The organism is Legionella sp., assembly GCF_965140895.1.
Lineage (GTDB): Bacteria > Pseudomonadota > Gammaproteobacteria > Legionellales > Legionellaceae > Legionella.
The window spans coordinates 18,246-34,414 of record NZ_CBCSKT010000157.1 but is presented as its reverse complement, the minus strand read 5'-3'; the positions used below and the strand labels follow the sequence as shown (position 1 = coordinate 34,414).

Genomic DNA, 16,169 nt, shown 5'->3' with positions numbered 1-16,169 from the left:
GAGAGCTTAGGTACTTGCTAACTCCTTTACATAACGCTCTTTGGCCTTCATTGCTTAAACATGATTCAGTGTTGTAAGGGCCATATTTTCCTATCATTGTGATAAGGTCGTTTTTTTGTTTGTTAAAGATGCCCATATTGTGTGCGCTCTGCAATAAATCTTACTAAGAGTATAGCAAGGTTTTTGCATATTAATGGGGCGATTCATTTTTTCCAACAAGCCAGTCAGCACTTACTTCGAACTCTTTGGCTAAGCTATCCAATATTGCGGTATCAGGAATTGTTGCGCCATTAAGTAACGCCTCTGCTTTGAACTTGGGGATTTTGATTAATTTGGATAAGACTTCAATACGTTCATTAGTTGGCACAGGCACGCCAATATTATCGAGTTCTTTATTTAGTCGTTCAGAAAATCGTCTGTTAAGCATATAGTTCTCCCGTTTCTTTGATTTAGAGAAAAGTAAACCCGTTCTATTATTTTGATATAGCATAAAACCTTAGTTTTGCAATGTTGGATGGAATTTGGTTGATCTACGTTCCCTTTCAATTTAGTATTGATTTCACTTGAATTCGGCACAATGTAGGATGACCTATGATTGAAGATGTTGCAGCGAAATATCCTTGTGATTTAATAATATTCGGTGCCTTAGGCGACTTATCCTGTCGTAAATTATTCCCTGCATTATATCAGCTGGAATGTGCACAATTGTTACATCCAGACACTCGGATTATTGGTTGTGCGCGTGAGGATTTTACTTTAGCAGATTTCATTCAACTTATGCAGGGAAAAATCGAACTGTTCACGTATGAGGCTTTGAATGAGGAGGCATGGACTCGTCTCACGCAACGACTAATTTATTGTCATCTAGATATGGCAAAACCTGAGGATTATTTCAAATTAGCCGAATATGTCCGTCCTGCAGAACGAGTGGCCATTTCTTATTTTGCAATCCCACCATCTTTATATGCGCAAACCTGCCAAGGCTTGTCTACCATCGGCTTGACTCATCAACCATCACGAGTAGTTTTAGAAAAACCCATTGGCCATGATTTACCCTCTTCAATTGTCATCAATGATCAGGTAGCTCATTTCTTTTCTGAAGATCAGATCTATCGTATCGATCATTATTTAGGAAAAGAAACAGTTTTAAATCTTTTGGTTCTTCGCTTTGCTAATGCAATTTTTTCATCAAACTGGGATCACAGTATGATTGAAAAAGTTGAAATCTCCGTTGCTGAAGAAGTTGGTGTGGAGGGGCGTTGGTCTTATTATGACAAATCGGGGCAAATGCGCGATATGCTCCAGAATCATTTGTTGCAAATCGTGGCTTTGGTGGCGATGGAGCCGCCAATGAGTCTTTCTGCGGACTGTATCCGCAGTGAAAAATTAAAGGTATTAAAAAGTCTGCGCTTTATTAATGAGGCGCATGTTCATGATCAAACAATACGTGCTCAATACATTAGCAATACCATCAAGGGACAAAAGGTTCCTGGTTATTTGGATGAGGATGGAGCGTATAAAAACTCCAAAACAGAAACTTTTGTTGCCATTAAAGCGTTTATTGACAACTGGCGCTGGTCTGGCGTGCCATTTTATCTACTCACAGGCAAACGATTACCTAAAAAGCAAAGTGAAGTCGTAATCTATTTTAAGCAGCAGCCGTACAATATTTTTCAACAATTAAAACAAGAATTATCACCTAACCGATTGATTATCCGTTTACAGCCTGATGAAGGGGTTGAGGTGCGGATGATGAACAAAGTTCCTGGGCTTAGTGACAGTATGCAGCTACGTGACAGTAAGTTGGATTTAAATTTTAACACCCAACGTATTGCTGATGCCTATGAACGTTTGTTATTGGAGGTAATGTTAGGGAATCAATACCTATTTGTCGGCCGAGAAGAGGTGGAGCAGGCTTGGAAATGGATCGATAATATTAAACAGGCTTGGGAAAGACAGTCTATTCCATTATATACTTACCCTTCCGGAACTTGGGGACCTTTAGAGGTGATTCGCTTATACAATGGCAAAGCTCATGTATGGGGGGAGCAAAATGCAGTTACATAGTTTTGGTGATGCAGATTTATTAGTTAGCGATTTAGTGTTTCAATTAAAGCATCTCTTGCTTGATGCAATAACCCAGCGAGGGCGTGCTTTTTTAGTGGTTTCTGGCGGTAAAACACCGGCTGATTTGTTTCAGGTTTTAGCACAAGTTGAATTACCGTGGTCTAAGGTGATCATTACTTTGGCGGATGAGCGTTGTGTGCCACTTGATGATGATAATAGTAATGAGCGCATGCTGAGGCAATTACTGCTGCAGCATGAGGCAAAGGCCGCTCACTTTATAAGTTTATATTCTGAAACGGATCCCGATTTACATCATGTAAAACAAGAGATTTCTGCCTTACCCACCTTTGATGTAGTCATTTTGGGGATGGGGGATGATGGGCATACTGCCTCCTTATTTCCAAGTGCGGATGAATTAAACTTAGGGCTCGATGAGAATGCTCCAGCGGTACTTTTCGTCAATCCCAAAACCAGTGTTCACCAACGTGTTAGCCTATCAAAAAGAAGGTTATTAGACAGTCGAGTTATATTTTTACACTTGAAGGGGCAAAATAAATTAGCGGTATTGCATCAAGCCATGGCTCAGCCTGATCCCATGATTATGCCCATTAGCGCTTTTTTAAATAGCCCTCAAGCTGATGTACAGGTGATGTATGCACCATGAGGAATTAAAATGCACCCAGTAGTTGACCAAGTCACCGCCCGAATTCGTGAACGTAGTGCACGTGGCCGTGCGTTCTATCTTGAGCAGATGGAAAAGGCCCGCATTCGTGGTCCTCAACGGACCATGTTACATTGTGGCAATTTAGCACATGGTTTTGCTGCCTGTGCGCTGAAAGACAAAGCCAGTTTGAGTGGCGTGAAAAAAGCGAATATCGCCATCGTTTCTGCTTATAACGAGATGCTCTCGGCACATCAACCCTATGTGGGTTATCCTGATTTGATCAAAGAAGCCATTGCGGCAGCAGGCGGAGTTGCTCAATTTGCAGGTGGTGTTCCTGCAATGTGTGATGGAATTACTCAAGGCCAGCCTGGCATGGAGTTGAGTTTGCTCAGCCGGGATGTGATCGCTATGTCTGCGGCAATTGCTTTATCACATAATATGTTTGATGGTGCCTTAATGTTGGGAATTTGCGATAAAATTGTCCCTGGATTATTAATGGCGGCTTTAAGTTTCGGTCATTTACCCTTTATTTTTGTTCCTGCCGGACCAATGCCATCCGGAATTTCGAATTATGAAAAAGCCCGGATTCGCCAATTATATGCTGAAGGTAAAGTAGACAAAGCGGCTTTGTTGGAAGCCGAATCTGCCTCATATCATTCCCCAGGAACCTGTACTTTTTATGGGACCGCAAACTCGAATCAATTAGTGATTGAGGTGATGGGAATACAACTTCCAGGTTCCTCTTTTATTAATCCCGGAACCCCATTACGCGATGCCTTAACACAAGCTGCCGCACAACAAGTGCTTACTTTGACTGATTTAGGAGAGCAGTACTTACCAATTGGTCAGCTAATGGATGTCAAAAATATAGTCAATGGGATTGTTGCTCTATTAGCATCAGGAGGCTCGACGAATCATACCATGCATTTAATTGCCATTGCGGCGATGGCAGGTTACATCGTTAATTGGGATGATTTTGCTCAATTATCAGCAGTAACCCCATTAATCACGAAGATCTATCCTAATGGTTCTGCGGATGTGAATCAGTTTCAACGTGCAGGTGGTTTAGCTTATTTTATTCGTACCTTACTGGATGCCCAATTGTTGCATGTGGATGTCGATACGGTCATCGGCCATGGATTAGAGCGCTATACTCGCCAACCCATCTTAGGTGATGGGCAACTGCATTGGGTTGATGGCCCCAGCGTTTCAAACGATGAGGCCGTGCTAACGGCAAGTACAACCCCATTTAGATCTCAAGGTGGGTTACAAGTCTTGAGTGGAAACCTGGGCCGCGCGGTGTTTAAAACTTCAGGCCTTGCTCCGGGGAAAAATAAAATTAAAGCGCCTGCCGTGGTTTGCTCCAGCCAAGAGGAGTTTGAGCAACTGTTTAAACAAGGTGCTTTGAATAAAGACTGTGTTGTGGTTTTGCGTTTTCAAGGACCTAAAGCCTGTGGCATGCCAGAACTGCATCAGCTAACACCGAAATTGGGTGTATTGATGGATAAAGGATATCAAGTTGCTTTAGTTACTGATGGCCGTATGTCTGGTGCTTCAGGCAAAGTTCCGGCCGCAATTCATGTGACGCCCGAAGCTTTAGATAATGGTGTATTGGCCCGGGTTGAAACGGGGGATATGGTTATTATTGATGCAGAACAAGGTCAATTAGAGTTACTTGTTAGCGAGGACGAGTTAAGCTTACGTCGTGCTGCTGTAATGAGTTCTGATGGGCTTTATTATGGCACAGGGCGCGAATTATTTGGTAGTTTACGTACCCAGTTTACTGGTGCAGAGCAGGGAGCTTGTAGTTTATTTCAAGGAAGAGAGTCTGCTTATGAGGTTTGATGAGTTTGATTTATATGCGATAGTTGCGGACATTGGCGGAACGTTTGCTCGTTTTAGCCGCGTACGCTTGGATACCTTAGTTATCGATACAATTCAAATTTATTCTTGTGCTGAATACAGCAGTCTTGAATCTGTATTATTAGCTTATCAACGCAAACATGGGTTAGAGCATATTAGCCAAGTAGCGATTGCGATTGCCTGTCCAGTGTTGGGTGATGAGATTTTTATGACGAATGCTCATTGGCAATTTTCAATTAATGAGCTGCAACAAAAATTGGGTTTATCTGAGCTTTTGGTATTAAATGATTTTAATGCCATCGCGATGAGCCTTCCTGAATTGTCTGAATCCGAATTAGTGCAATTTGGCCAGGGCATTGTGGATAAAAATAAAACTCGTGTAGTTCTTGGTGCGGGCACTGGCTTGGGTGTTGCGCATTTAGTTCCCCAGAATCAGAGTTATATTGCTTATGGGGGGGAAGGGGGCCATGTAAGTTGGGGAGCCAAAACAGAGCAAGAATGGTTTATTGCCTGCTATCTCAATAAAATATATGGTCATGTTTCTTATGAGCGCTTATTATCAGGTCAGGGATTAGAAAACTTATATCGTGCACTGGCTGCATTTCATCAGCAGGCTGAAAGCCCATTGCCAGCCGCACAAATAGTTGCTTTAGCCTTAGCGGGTGAATCAGTAGTTGCTGGGGCAACCGTGGCGCAATTTTTAGCAATTCTAGGTGCTTATGCTGGCGATTTGGCTTTAATCTTTGCGGCCTTTGGTGGTGTTTATATCGCGGGTGGTATTGTTCCACGTTTGCTTTCATTAATGAATCAAAGTGATTTTAGAATTAGGTTTGAAGAAAAAGGACGTTTCAGTAGTTTTAATGCGCAAATTCCTACTTATGTAATTACTGCAAAACAGCCCGGGATATTAGGTGCTGCAGTACATTTGAAGCAGCGTTTGCAACATCAGATTGAACGGGTACGAAAAGGAGACCAAGATGTCATTTTCTAATTGGGCTGTGCAAGCAGATACGGTGTTTTGTTCCTCACCGGTAATTCCTGTAATTCAAATTAAAGAGCTCGAGCAGGCTATTCCTTTAGCTACCGCATTATTTGCAGGGGGGGGTTAATGCCCTGGAAATTACTTTAAGGACACCAATAGCTCTTGAGGCTGTACGTGTATTAGTGCATACCTTTCCTGATGCGTTAATAGGTGTTGGCACTGTTGTTACACCTGAACAGCTAGATCAAGCTATGGAAATGGGGGCGAAATTTGCCTTTAGTCCTGGTTCTACTCAAGATTTACTAAGGGCGGGGATTAACGGTAACATTCCTTTTATTCCTGGAGTGACTAGTGTTTCCGAGCTTATGGACGGATTGGCTTTAGGATATACCCACTTTAAGTTTTTTCCTGCTGTTGCCGCAGGCGGGGTTCCGATGCTGCGTTCATTTTATGGCCCTTTTCCGCAAGCGCGATTTTGTGCAACCGGAGGGATTAATGAGTCTAATTTTTCCGACTTCCTGACCCTGCCTAATGTGACTTGTGTTGGTGGTTCATGGATTGTTCCGGATGAAGCAATCAAGAAAAATGATTGGTCATTAATAACTGAATTATGTTTTTCTACACGACAAGGAATCCGTAGTTGGGGGTAAATCTCTAGCTGTCTTGTTAAGGAGCTCCTCGCCCACGGAGGAAATTAGAGTTAGAGGGAGGTATTGGGCGGGGCTTGGATAGACCTGGTTGTAATCAACCAGGCTACATTGACGATCTGTATTTACTGTACCTCACTGATTTTTAGTGTAATTTAGCTGTTACTTTATTTCTTGACTCAAGAGCATGAAGAATCGATACATAACTCCAGGTTAACGATTTGGCTCCTTGTTGAACGCCAGTATTTAAATTAACCTGCTCTGCTAAATTCATGTCAGGTGCATATTTTTTGACAAGCTCTAAATAGGCATCACCGGTTTCAATGTATTTTTTCATCAGCGCATTTTGGTTTTGCTTCGCAGACAACATATCGGCTAAAGCATAATAATACTCAGCCATGGTTGCGGTTAAAATAAACCAGGGATTACCTTGGCTATTAGTTTGATAACCATCATAAGTATCACCAGGATAACGACCGAACAAAATAGCCCCTGAATTATTCTCATTGATGGGGAACATTTGGTTAAATTGTTTATGCAAGGCATTAATGGTTTTTTCCACATAAATGCTATTGGGAGCTAATAATCCTCGTTGGGGGTTAAATAATATGCCCAAGATTACTGCTGAATCCAGCTCCATGTTTTTTTGCGGACCCAAATGAGGTGGAATAGTGGCTTGGATTAGTTGATTTTTTTGATCTAAATGTTGGAATAAACGATAATCCATCAGTCGCGCTTGCTGTTCATAATAAATAGCGGCACGTTCATCATCCATACGGCGAGCAAGAGCGGCACCATCAAGTAAAGCTTTTTGCTGTACCATGGTGGTGAAAAAATGATTACCATAAACCTCTTCCCAGAGGTCAAAGTTTTCATCAGTCCAGTGGTGGGCTATGTATTCCAGGTCTAACTTAATCACGCTCATCCCGCGTGGTTTCATGCCTGTGTTATACAAATACGTTTGCACATACTCTATTTCATTTTGATTTAATAATTGCTGGGCAAAACGAATTAATGCGACTGCTCTTATTGCCGGACCATCATTTTGTGGTCTGCCCCAGGAGCCATCAAAGGGAGAACCGTTAATGTAAAACTTAGGTTCGCCCAGAATATCTTGTCCGGGCAGGGGATCGTTTTGGTGCTGGATCATCCTCGTCCATGAAACATAATGAAATATGCGCTCTTTATTTGCTGCGGAGTGATTTTCCTCATACCAGCTTTCAATTAAGTTCATGGCAATAGCTGAATCGCGGACCCAATCATAATAATAGTTTGGATTGTGTTGCGAGGGGGAGGCGATAATTGCGCCATTAGGATGAATGTTTGCTAAAAAATTTGCTTTTAATTTGCTAACTTCTTCGGGACTAAATACTGCACCAACAGCTTGCGTAACCAGAAAAAACCATAAAATAAATATCCGTTTCACTCTAATCCTCCTGATAGAAAATAAATTTAAAAGTACAATTTTCGCCATAGTACATGAAAATTTGGATGTAGAGTAGGGGGTAAAGTGTCTGTTCATGAGGGAGCTCGTTGCAGACTGCCAGAATTAGCTAAGCATGATTTTTAAGGTGTAATCAACGGTATTTTCGCCACCTCTTTTCTGCCTACGTATCGAAGACAAGCTGCGGGACGTAGAACTCGGGTACGCTGGAGTTTAAACAGATGTGTAGACGATATCGTTATAATCAACTATGTTACGGTTAGTGATTTTTACTCAGAAACAATCTCCGCAATTGCTTTTACCCATAGGGGGTGTTCATTTAAACAGGGCACTACAATTAATTGTGTTCCGCCTAAAGCGAGCCATTGTTGTTTCGCCTGGATGTTGATCTCTTCTAATGTTTCAAGACAGTCCGCGACAAATGAAGGGCAGGCGATCACTAGTTTTTTAATCCCTTGAGCCGCAATCTGGTTAAGCATTTCATCTGTGTACGGTTTGATCCAGGGGGTTCTACCTAATCGAGACTGGAATGCGGTACTGTATTGCTGCTCTGATAATTGCAGTTCTTTGGCTAATAAGCGACTGCTTTGGTGGCATTGGGCTTTATAACAGCCATGGTTCTGTTCTGAGATCACAGGGCAGGTATCAGTACAGATTGATTTGCAGTTATTTTTAGTAATTTGGCGCTCAGGTATTCCATGATAGCTAAAAAGAATATGCTCATATTCGTTCGCTTGTTCTTTAATCACCGCAGCTTGCGCTTTGATATAGGCCGGGTGTTGAAAAAAATCACGGATCACGGTTATCGACGGAATTAGATCCCAGGAGCTAATAATTTTCAGTGTTTCTTCAATAGATGAGCCACTAGCCGCTGAAGAATATTGTGGATATAAAGGCAAAATAGTAATCGATTCGCAATGCTTAAGCTGATTTAACTGCTCTGCAATAGAGGGTTCACCATAACGCATTCCTAAGACTACGTCATACTTAGAACCTAATTCTTCTTGAACTTGAGTTAATAAATTTTGGCTATGCCACAGCAGCGGTGAGCCTCGCTCCGTCCAAATTGCTTGATAGGCATGGGCAGATCGTTTTGCTCGAAAGGGTAGTATCAAAACATACACCAGGAGATAACGAAGTAGCGCAGGCAAATCAATAACGCGTTTGTCTGTTAAAAATGCGCGTAAATAACTGCGAACAGCAGGTACATATGGGGTTTTAGGAGTTCCTAGATTAATAAGTAATAAACCACGTCTCATTAGATAATATTGATCTTAATAAAATTAGGATCATCATACCTGAAGATGGCTCTGAATTCAGTAATTGAGGCAAATTTAGTCGCAGCGGCATTATTAATTAACCTGAGTTTGGCATAAAAGACACATGACTTTTATAACGCGAAACGAAGTTAGGCAATTACAACGCCGCATCAGCTGATTAGGCCATTTCTAGCTCAGTAGCTTCAGTGACTACAAAAACATTTGCTGCATGAAGACCTTTATCGCCTTGTCCCACTTCATAGGTTACTACCTGTCCAGGGACTAATGTCTTATAGCCAGTGCCATCGATTGATGAAAAGTGAACAAAAATATCATCGCCGCCTTGTTCTGGAATAATAAATCCCCATCCTTTGGCATTATTAAACCATTTAACTTCGCCCCTAGCCATATCAAATTCTCCTTTTGCTCTAGTTCTCAATTGCTGCAACATACGGAGCAATTGTATTCTTTTTATCCTTAAATGAAGCCTAATCATGTAATTAGGTAGTTTTACCATAACGTAAAATGCCCCCACTACTCAATAGAATTTTCGGTGTACAAGAGAAATTTTTTAAAATGCACGCAGAACTAAGTTATTTGAAAACAGTTTGTATATTTTAGTAATAATTAATGGGTTGCTCATGCTCTAGAACGGCAAGATTATTTGGGGGCTATATTTGCCTCAAGAGGTTTTTGTTTCATACGTGTTCCAGTAAAATTGCGAATCATGCAACAAGTGAACTCACCAACCGGTTACATCCAAATCAGAATCATTGCAGGATTAAATAAAAATCATGCAAAGAGTACTTGACAGCATTGCGCTCTTGTTCTGAACTAGAAGTTAGAGCAAGAAGATCAGGTTTCAATAAAATCTGGGGGCTAATTCGTCCTATCTCTTGTTGTAACGAGCCTTTAAAAAAATTGGTGTCTTAATAGTTTCTTAAGCTATTTGTGTTATCTTCGAAGTTATATGTGTCGCAAGAGGAGTTTTAGATGAACAGCCATGCTAGAATATTAGGAAGATTAGGCCTATCTACCGCTATTGCCCCGCGGCACGCTGAACAAGCAGAAGTTGAATCTGAACTCCAAAGCCATGACACCCCCCAATTAACACCTTCAGTCAGGCCTGAGCCTGATATGAAAAATGTATTAATGAATGCTTTAGGTGGGCCATCTAAAAAATTAACTCCAATGGATAAATGCTAGGAAAAACAAATCGCTGTTTGTTTTTATTGCATCGCATCCATAGAAATCAAGTCGCACAAAAACTAGCATTTTTAAGCGTCTTAGGTATATACTTTTTCCATAGATAATTATTTTTCTGAGGTATAAGTGTATGGCTGCTGGGGGCTTTGCTGAAACAGCGCACTGGAGGGATTCTGCTCGTAGTGCTCGTTTCTTTCTGGTGGATGCACGGGCTGCATTTCCTTTGTTTATATTTCTAATGCATATTCGGGTTTGGACTGGAGTTCTTGTACTTATTTCCGCAATTTTTTTTGGTATCATCGAACATTATGGCTTTACTGTGCCGGTCTTTTTACGTTGGATAAGAGGTTTCCTTGCCGGAAGTCTTAAGTCTGCACAACCATGGTGGCGGTGATCAATGGAACGAACTATTAGTCAATGTATGGGCATCATTGCTGCAAGTATGAATGCCAAATTTTATTTGAATGACCGATTTGTAAGTTATGATGAAGTATTCGCAGAGACAGGTTTATTACCTGCAATTGCCAAGCGAGCAGATCAATTATGTTCTTTATGCCTAGGTTACGGCCTGGGTGCAACATTTGATGAGTCAGAAGGGGCTTTATTAGGGTTGCGTGTTGTCTTTGATGAAGTGACGCCTAATGTTTTGCGATTGTTGTGTATGACGGATGTAGTGAATGAATTAGTTCAAGGGGGGCCAAGTAAAGATTATACTCCCTTGGATGAGTTAATGTATGACTAAGCGTGTCATTTTTAAGTGAATTGTAAAGAATTCGAAAGTAAATTGAAATTTGAGTTCATTTTATGATTTGTTTTGTTAGACTCAGGTTAAAGGTATAAGTTTTTTGAGGAGCAGTAATATGGCAGCATCAAATAGAGATAGTAGAAACACTTTTTTCAGTGCTGTAAGTGCAATGGTTCCAATGACACCTGAAGATGCTCATCGGATAGTAGTTAATCCTCTTAACATTGCAAAAACACAGACAGAGACGGCTGCACATGTTCGTGTAGATTTTGGGCCTAATAAAACGGCTGTGGAACTATTAAATAACTGTTATAACCAAGTAGTTTCTGTTGTGAATAATAAGAACACAATAGAACAGAAAAATGCAGTAGATCAGGAAAACACAGCTGCAGCAGATGATGTGGTGTCAACTCCTTCTTTTAGATCATAATAACGTATTGTTCGTGGCTTAATTCGAGAGGTTATGCCTCTCATTAGATAGAGTGTTGGTGTTATGAAAGAGATACTCTCAGATCAACAAAATGAAGCGATTCTTCAAGCTTTAGATGAGGCGATTAACAATGGCCCTTGGGAGGAGTCTAATTTCCTGCGTGCCATTGGTAAGAATTTAAATGATATTCGTGAAAATTTTGTGAATCAGCTGGGTACGCGTACTAAAGCACAAATACAAGCTGAAACACAATTCGCAAATCGTATGGCGCTAAGAAGTGGTCAGCAAGAAGTGTTTGTATCACTTTATTCGGCGGATGGCTCAAACATCCAGTCTTGGGAGCGTATTGTTGCTAATTTACCACGACAAATGATTTCGCGTCCTATCTATGCCATTGAAGAACATGCCAAAGCAATAATAAAAACTAAAGAAAACAAGATCAATGAAGCTTATTTAGGTATTTTTATTAACCAAAGTGGTGTCATTGCTCTTCCCCCAGATAAAGCTTTGTCCGATAAATTAGGTAATCTTTTACTGACTTTGAAGGATAGAACCCTAGATTTAGATAATATCAGCCGTTTTGTGCACGTGTCTGGTGTATACCACTATGATCGCGGTCGTTTAGTTAAAGAAACATCAGCTTAGGTTGCATTTAATAGCTCCCCCTAATTCTAATTTCCTCTCGGGTGAGAGCAAAATATTGTCCCTGAGGTAGCCCGTATTCGCGTAGCGTAATACGGGAGTTGGTCTAAATACGAGCTAAGCCGTTAGCTTAACTTAATGGCCGTGAGGACAGGAGAGAATGGTTCTATCATTTTTCGCCTTGAATTTCTCGCAAAAATGCCTCAGAGCAGTATATACTTGAATTAATGAAACTAATATAAGAGCGTATTAATGGCTCAACAGCAACAACAAAACACCGATAGCGGCATGGCTCCCGTATGGATTACGGTGCTATTGTTTATTACTGTATTCCTGATTTGGAAAACTGGGCATCAATATATTGTGATGATTGTTTTTCAAATAAATATCTGGCAAGCGAAATTAGTTAACCTGTTCATACATAGTGAGCAGTTAACTAACTTAATCTATCTGATGCAAACAATAGATCCAAATGCAGTCGACTGGGATCAACTGGCGGATACCACGCGTGCCGTTGGTGATTTTATGCGTTATCCCGTAGTTTTGGGATTAGGGGTAATGGCTATTGTTCTTTACCAATCTAATCTTAAATTAAAATACCGTAAAGCCCATGATATGAAATCTTTACGGGCACAAGAACAATTTAACTGGCCGGCAATTATGCCCATCGTCAAAGAAGATTTGGTGAGTCAGGATGTTAACGAAGGGCCTTGGGCTATGGCATTAACCCCAATGGAGTTTGCTCGTAAACATCATTTATTAAAAAAGGATGATGCTTTATTGGATAACCCAGTTCCTGGTATGGAAATGACAGCGGGCCTAAGACGAGGCGATGCTAAGCGCGTTTTTACGCTACAGTTAGGACCTTATTGGGATGGATTTGAACATTGCTCGCCACAGGCTTATGCTTTGGCTGGTGTGTTTCTGGCGCGTTTCAACCGTGACCGTGATGCCGCGAATAACATTTTATCTGTATTAGATCGTACTTTTGTGGAAGGCAAACCTGATTTCTCAGTGGCTAGACCCATAGTTGAAAAATACAAAAATACGGAGGAGATCCAGGAATTAACTGGAAAACATGCCTATACTTTAACTGTACTGGCTTCACTGCTTGAGAAAGCTCGGCAAGATGGAGTAGTTCCCAGTTCCGAATTTTTATGGCTAAAACCCGTTGATCGACGATTATGGTATATGTTGAATTGTGTCGGTAGACAAACTCCCTATGCGGAAGTCGCTGGTGCTTTTGCGCATTGGCGTGCCGAGAAAGAAATGGGGCGACGTTCTTTAGTGCCAATGATCGATGAAGCAATTAGAGCTTTAGAGGTAGCCGTGAAAGAAGTTAAATTATCACCTCGTCAAATGCAGGAGTTAGAACCATGATGCGTGGTATTGAGTCTCGTCATGAAGTAGATCCTACCCTCCTCCTTAGGGACACGCGAACCCTAACGCAGAGGATGTCTGATTTTTTTGCTGATCCGACGAACGTTTCGATTATTCTATTTTCCTTGGCTGCTGCGTCATTCTATATATCTGAAGTGGCAACCTTATTATTGATAATCGGGGGCGCAGCCTTTGCTTACAGCTATACACGTAAACAAAAACTTCCTTTTAGACTGCCACTCGTTTCTCGAGTAAAAGATTACAATGACATGAAGCCTGGCATAAATAAGCCTAATACTGCGCGAGGCATTGCTTTTTTTGGTAATGATCGTAAAAGCGGAGAGGAGCTGTGGTTTGCCAACGATGACATGCGTACCCATGCATTGATTTTCGGTTCAACCGGTAGTGGTAAAACAGAATGTTTAGTTTCTCTTGCTTATAATGCTTTGGTTCAAGGTAGTGGTTTTATTTATGTGGACGGAAAGGGGGATAACTCGCTTTATGCGAAGGTATTTTCCATGGTTCGTAGCATGGGACGTGAAGACGATTTATTGCTAATTAACTTCATGACTGGTGCGCGAGACATTGTTGGTCCTCAGGAAAAAAGATTATCTAATACACTTAATCCATTTTGTCAGGGCTCTTCCAGTATGTTAACTCAGTTGGTAGTGAGCTTGATGGGTTCTTCCCAACAGGGCGGAGATGGCGACATGTGGAAAGGCCGTGCGATCGCGTTCGTTGAAGCCTTAATGCGTTTATTAGTTTACATGCGTGATGACGGTGCGATTCTTCTTGATGCGAACAGTATACGTAATTACTTCGACTTAACCCGATTAGAATCAATCGTGGTTGATAAAGTCTTTCCGCGCGACGACATGGAGAGTCTTAATATTGAACAGATTCCAAAGTTAGTTACTGACCCATTACGGAACTATTTAAATACCTTGCCTGGTTACAATAAAGAGAAAAAAGGGAAACAAGTATCGCAAGTACTGGAGCAACATGGTTTCATCACCATGCAGCTCGTACGAAGTTTCTCTTCTTTGGCGGATACCTATGGACACATCATTCGTACCAACTTGGCGGAGGTCGACTTTAAAGATGTGATCTTGAATCGCAGAATTTTGGTCGTGTTATTACCTGCACTAGAAAAATCACCCGATGAGTTGGCAAACTTAGGTAAGATTATTGTGTCTTCCTTAAAAGCCATGATGGCAGCCGGTTTGGGGGAAGACGTAGAAGGGGATTACCGCGACGTTATCTTAAGAAAGCCGACTAACGCACCTACACCTTATATGTGTATTCTTGATGAGTACGGGTATTATGCGGTGCAAGGTTTTGCGGTGGTACCTGCTCAGGCACGTTCTCTTGGGTTCTCCGCGATTTTTGCAGGACAGGATTTACCGGCATTCCAAAAAGCATCTAAAGAAGAGGCCGCATCAATCGGTGCAAACACCAACATTAAAATTTGTATGAAACTGGAAGATCCTACTGAAACCTGGGACTTCTTTACCAAAACTGCGGGTGAGGCTTATGTTACTAAGGTTGACTCATTCCAGGCTAAAGACAATACCATGTCGAATAGTTATGCAGACAGCAAGAGTTCTTCATTTGAAAAAAGAGCCAGGGTAGACCTTTTGGACCTTAAAGAGCAAACCGAGGGTGAGGCGCATATATTCTTCAAATCAAAAATTGTACGTGCCCGCATGTTTTATGCCAACCCTAAACCGGTTAAGCAATTAAAAATTAATCAATTCTTAAAAGTTGAGCCGCCACCAGATGACTACTTAATGAAGTTACAAAAACAGTTAGTTTCATTCCAGTCTATTCTTGAACGTGGTGATTTAACGATTAATAAGACGGTGGATAGTGAGGAAATTACTCTCATAAGCAAGTTATTACGCGAATCTACCGTAACAGAGCCTATTGAGCGTGGTGTAACCGCCTTAATTGCATTCCACAATTTTAATGAACCAGAACCGGTTGAAGAATTAATTGAGGAAGAAGTAGAAGGCGCCTTAACCATATTTAGTCCGTTACGTGCCAACGCAGGAGATCCTCCATTATTAGTGCGTGATAAAGAAACGTTCTCCGAATCATTATTACCGATTAATGAAACGCGTAATCAAATGATGACGATTGAGCGCTTATCGGGAGCTAAAGATAAATACGCCGGTACGGTCGCTAATGAGTTAATTAAAGACTTCCAATTAGCAACCAGTTATCCGCCTGAAGAGCGTGACTTTATCGAACCGCAGACGTTAACGGAGATTGTAAAAGAGCTTGCTGATAAATTTGCAAGTGAACGTGATAAAGTGAACAAAAAGAATGCGGAAGGATTAGAATAAACTTCAAATCTAGTAGCGTTTGCCGGGCTGAAAAGCCTAGCAAACCAGTATGAGCAACTTCCAATGCTAGGCTTTTCAGCCTAGCCTACACCAATACTTAAACGCGAACGTCCACCTCAGTCCTTGCAAATGTAAGGGAGCAATACGGCCAATCATCGCATAACTAAGAATCAAAGCAGAATTTCTTCGTTCATCCTCAGAACTAAAGCACGATTACTTAAAAATCGACCACCTAGACCACCTAACAGACCGCCAATCAATTGCAATACATAATTAAGGGCAAGAAAGAGGCCCACTATACTATTTGATAGCTTATGTTCGACCTGTAATTGTTTGGTAAGAAACAGGGCAAGAGATGAATAAAGAGTAGCGTAGGAAAAGGTGGCAAGTGCTTGCATAAAGTAGAGTGCGATGATTCCCTTGGGCATATTGGTTACTATTTTTTTCATCATGGATTCATTAGCGAGAAGAAACAAAGCATTAACATTAAAA

Annotated in this window: 16 protein-coding genes and 1 pseudogene; 12 read left to right on the top strand and 5 right to left on the bottom strand. The window is 41.3% G+C overall.

Annotated features, from left to right (window positions below; genetic code table 11):
* Window positions 1–190 precede the first annotated feature (190 nt).
* Window positions 191–427 (bottom strand): hypothetical protein, encoded by a 237-nt coding sequence (locus ACQY7T_RS13985; RefSeq protein ID WP_428414140.1) that lies wholly within the window; start codon window positions 425–427, stop codon window positions 191–193.
* A 164-nt stretch (window positions 428–591) separates the two neighbouring features.
* On the opposite strand from ACQY7T_RS13985, the gene zwf reads away from it, so the two are divergent.
* From zwf to ACQY7T_RS13960, 5 genes and pseudogenes are all read left to right on the top strand, one after another.
* Entirely contained in the window at window positions 592–2,067 is a 1,476-nt protein-coding gene (zwf, locus tag ACQY7T_RS13980; RefSeq protein ID WP_428414139.1) for a glucose-6-phosphate dehydrogenase, read from the top strand.
* Window positions 2,054–2,731 carry a 6-phosphogluconolactonase gene (gene pgl / locus ACQY7T_RS13975; RefSeq protein ID WP_428414137.1) on the top strand — a complete coding sequence of 226 codons (678 nt, stop codon included), beginning with the start codon at window positions 2,054–2,056 and terminating at the stop codon, window positions 2,729–2,731. Before zwf ends, pgl begins: the two co-directional genes overlap by 14 nt.
* A 9-nt stretch (window positions 2,732–2,740) precedes the next feature.
* A complete protein-coding gene (gene edd / locus ACQY7T_RS13970; protein ID WP_428414136.1) occupies window positions 2,741–4,576 on the top strand; it encodes a phosphogluconate dehydratase in 1,836 nt (611 codons plus the stop codon).
* On the top strand, window positions 4,566–5,585 hold the full coding sequence (gene glk, locus ACQY7T_RS13965; protein WP_428414135.1) for a glucokinase: 1,020 nt from the start codon (window positions 4,566–4,568) through the stop codon (window positions 5,583–5,585). Before edd ends, glk begins: the two co-directional genes overlap by 11 nt.
* Window positions 5,572–6,226, top strand: a pseudogene (locus tag ACQY7T_RS13960) (bifunctional 4-hydroxy-2-oxoglutarate aldolase/2-dehydro-3-deoxy-phosphogluconate aldolase). Before glk ends, ACQY7T_RS13960 begins: the two are co-directional and overlap by 14 nt.
* A 142-nt stretch (window positions 6,227–6,368) precedes the next feature.
* Here ACQY7T_RS13960 and ACQY7T_RS13955 read toward each other — a convergent pair.
* The 3 genes from ACQY7T_RS13955 to ACQY7T_RS13945 form a co-directional block, all read right to left on the bottom strand.
* Window positions 6,369–7,697 (bottom strand): glycoside hydrolase family 15 protein, encoded by a 1,329-nt coding sequence (locus tag ACQY7T_RS13955; RefSeq protein ID WP_428414144.1) that lies wholly within the window; start codon window positions 7,695–7,697, stop codon window positions 6,369–6,371.
* Between the two features lie 239 nt (window positions 7,698–7,936).
* A complete protein-coding gene (gene hemH / locus ACQY7T_RS13950; protein ID WP_428414134.1) occupies window positions 7,937–8,926 on the bottom strand; it encodes a ferrochelatase in 990 nt (329 codons plus the stop codon).
* Window positions 8,927–9,104: 178 nt separating this feature from the next.
* On the bottom strand, window positions 9,105–9,335 hold the full coding sequence (locus ACQY7T_RS13945; protein WP_428414133.1) for a cold-shock protein: 231 nt from the start codon (window positions 9,333–9,335) through the stop codon (window positions 9,105–9,107).
* Between the two features lie 584 nt (window positions 9,336–9,919).
* Between ACQY7T_RS13945 and ACQY7T_RS13940 the strand changes: the two genes are divergently transcribed.
* From ACQY7T_RS13940 to ACQY7T_RS13910, 7 genes are all read left to right on the top strand, one after another.
* Window positions 9,920–10,132, top strand: coding sequence for a hypothetical protein (locus tag ACQY7T_RS13940; protein ID WP_428414132.1), 213 nt, complete (start codon window positions 9,920–9,922; stop codon window positions 10,130–10,132).
* Window positions 10,133–10,262: 130 nt separating this feature from the next.
* Window positions 10,263–10,526 carry an IcmT/TraK family protein gene (gene icmT / locus ACQY7T_RS13935; protein ID WP_428414131.1) on the top strand — a complete coding sequence of 88 codons (264 nt, stop codon included), beginning with the start codon at window positions 10,263–10,265 and terminating at the stop codon, window positions 10,524–10,526.
* Between the two features lie 3 nt (window positions 10,527–10,529).
* Entirely contained in the window at window positions 10,530–10,874 is a 345-nt protein-coding gene (locus ACQY7T_RS13930) for a type IV secretion IcmS family protein (RefSeq protein WP_400187757.1), read from the top strand.
* 118 nt (window positions 10,875–10,992) lie between these two features.
* Window positions 10,993–11,307: a hypothetical protein gene (locus tag ACQY7T_RS13925; protein WP_428414130.1), complete on the top strand. Its 315-nt coding sequence runs from the start codon at window positions 10,993–10,995 to the stop codon at window positions 11,305–11,307.
* Window positions 11,308–11,370: 63 nt separating this feature from the next.
* A complete protein-coding gene (gene icmQ, locus ACQY7T_RS13920; RefSeq protein WP_428414129.1) occupies window positions 11,371–11,952 on the top strand; it encodes a Dot/Icm secretion system protein IcmQ in 582 nt (193 codons plus the stop codon).
* A gap of 249 nt (window positions 11,953–12,201) precedes the next feature.
* Window positions 12,202–13,329: a type IVB secretion system coupling complex protein DotM/IcmP gene (gene icmP, locus ACQY7T_RS13915; RefSeq protein ID WP_428414128.1), complete on the top strand. Its 1,128-nt coding sequence runs from the start codon at window positions 12,202–12,204 to the stop codon at window positions 13,327–13,329.
* On the top strand, window positions 13,326–15,677 hold the full coding sequence (locus tag ACQY7T_RS13910) for a TraM recognition domain-containing protein (RefSeq protein WP_428414127.1): 2,352 nt from the start codon (window positions 13,326–13,328) through the stop codon (window positions 15,675–15,677). The genes icmP and ACQY7T_RS13910 overlap by 4 nt, the downstream gene beginning before the upstream one ends.
* Window positions 15,678–15,847: 170 nt before the next feature.
* On the opposite strand, the gene ACQY7T_RS13905 is transcribed toward ACQY7T_RS13910, so the two are convergent.
* On the bottom strand, window positions 15,848–16,129 hold the full coding sequence (locus ACQY7T_RS13905; RefSeq protein WP_428414126.1) for a hypothetical protein: 282 nt from the start codon (window positions 16,127–16,129) through the stop codon (window positions 15,848–15,850).
* Window positions 16,130–16,169: the final 40 nt, after the last annotated feature.

Coding starts and splice junctions, on each gene's coding strand:
- ACQY7T_RS13985 (WP_428414140.1), bottom strand. CDS start 427: ATGCTTAACAGACGATTTTCTGAACGACTAAATAAAGAACTCGATAAT.
- zwf (WP_428414139.1), top strand. CDS start 592: ATGATTGAAGATGTTGCAGCGAAATATCCTTGTGATTTAATAATATTC.
- pgl (WP_428414137.1), top strand. CDS start 2,054: ATGCAGTTACATAGTTTTGGTGATGCAGATTTATTAGTTAGCGATTTA.
- edd (WP_428414136.1), top strand. CDS start 2,741: ATGCACCCAGTAGTTGACCAAGTCACCGCCCGAATTCGTGAACGTAGT.
- glk (WP_428414135.1), top strand. CDS start 4,566: ATGAGGTTTGATGAGTTTGATTTATATGCGATAGTTGCGGACATTGGC.
- ACQY7T_RS13955 (WP_428414144.1), bottom strand. CDS start 7,697: ATGGCGAAAATTGTACTTTTAAATTTATTTTCTATCAGGAGGATTAGA.
- hemH (WP_428414134.1), bottom strand. CDS start 8,926: ATGAGACGTGGTTTATTACTTATTAATCTAGGAACTCCTAAAACCCCA.
- ACQY7T_RS13945 (WP_428414133.1), bottom strand. CDS start 9,335: ATGGCTAGGGGCGAAGTTAAATGGTTTAATAATGCCAAAGGATGGGGA.
- ACQY7T_RS13940 (WP_428414132.1), top strand. CDS start 9,920: ATGAACAGCCATGCTAGAATATTAGGAAGATTAGGCCTATCTACCGCT.
- icmT (WP_428414131.1), top strand. CDS start 10,263: ATGGCTGCTGGGGGCTTTGCTGAAACAGCGCACTGGAGGGATTCTGCT.
- ACQY7T_RS13930 (WP_400187757.1), top strand. CDS start 10,530: ATGGAACGAACTATTAGTCAATGTATGGGCATCATTGCTGCAAGTATG.
- ACQY7T_RS13925 (WP_428414130.1), top strand. CDS start 10,993: ATGGCAGCATCAAATAGAGATAGTAGAAACACTTTTTTCAGTGCTGTA.
- icmQ (WP_428414129.1), top strand. CDS start 11,371: ATGAAAGAGATACTCTCAGATCAACAAAATGAAGCGATTCTTCAAGCT.
- icmP (WP_428414128.1), top strand. CDS start 12,202: ATGGCTCAACAGCAACAACAAAACACCGATAGCGGCATGGCTCCCGTA.
- ACQY7T_RS13910 (WP_428414127.1), top strand. CDS start 13,326: ATGATGCGTGGTATTGAGTCTCGTCATGAAGTAGATCCTACCCTCCTC.
- ACQY7T_RS13905 (WP_428414126.1), bottom strand. CDS start 16,129: ATGATGAAAAAAATAGTAACCAATATGCCCAAGGGAATCATCGCACTC.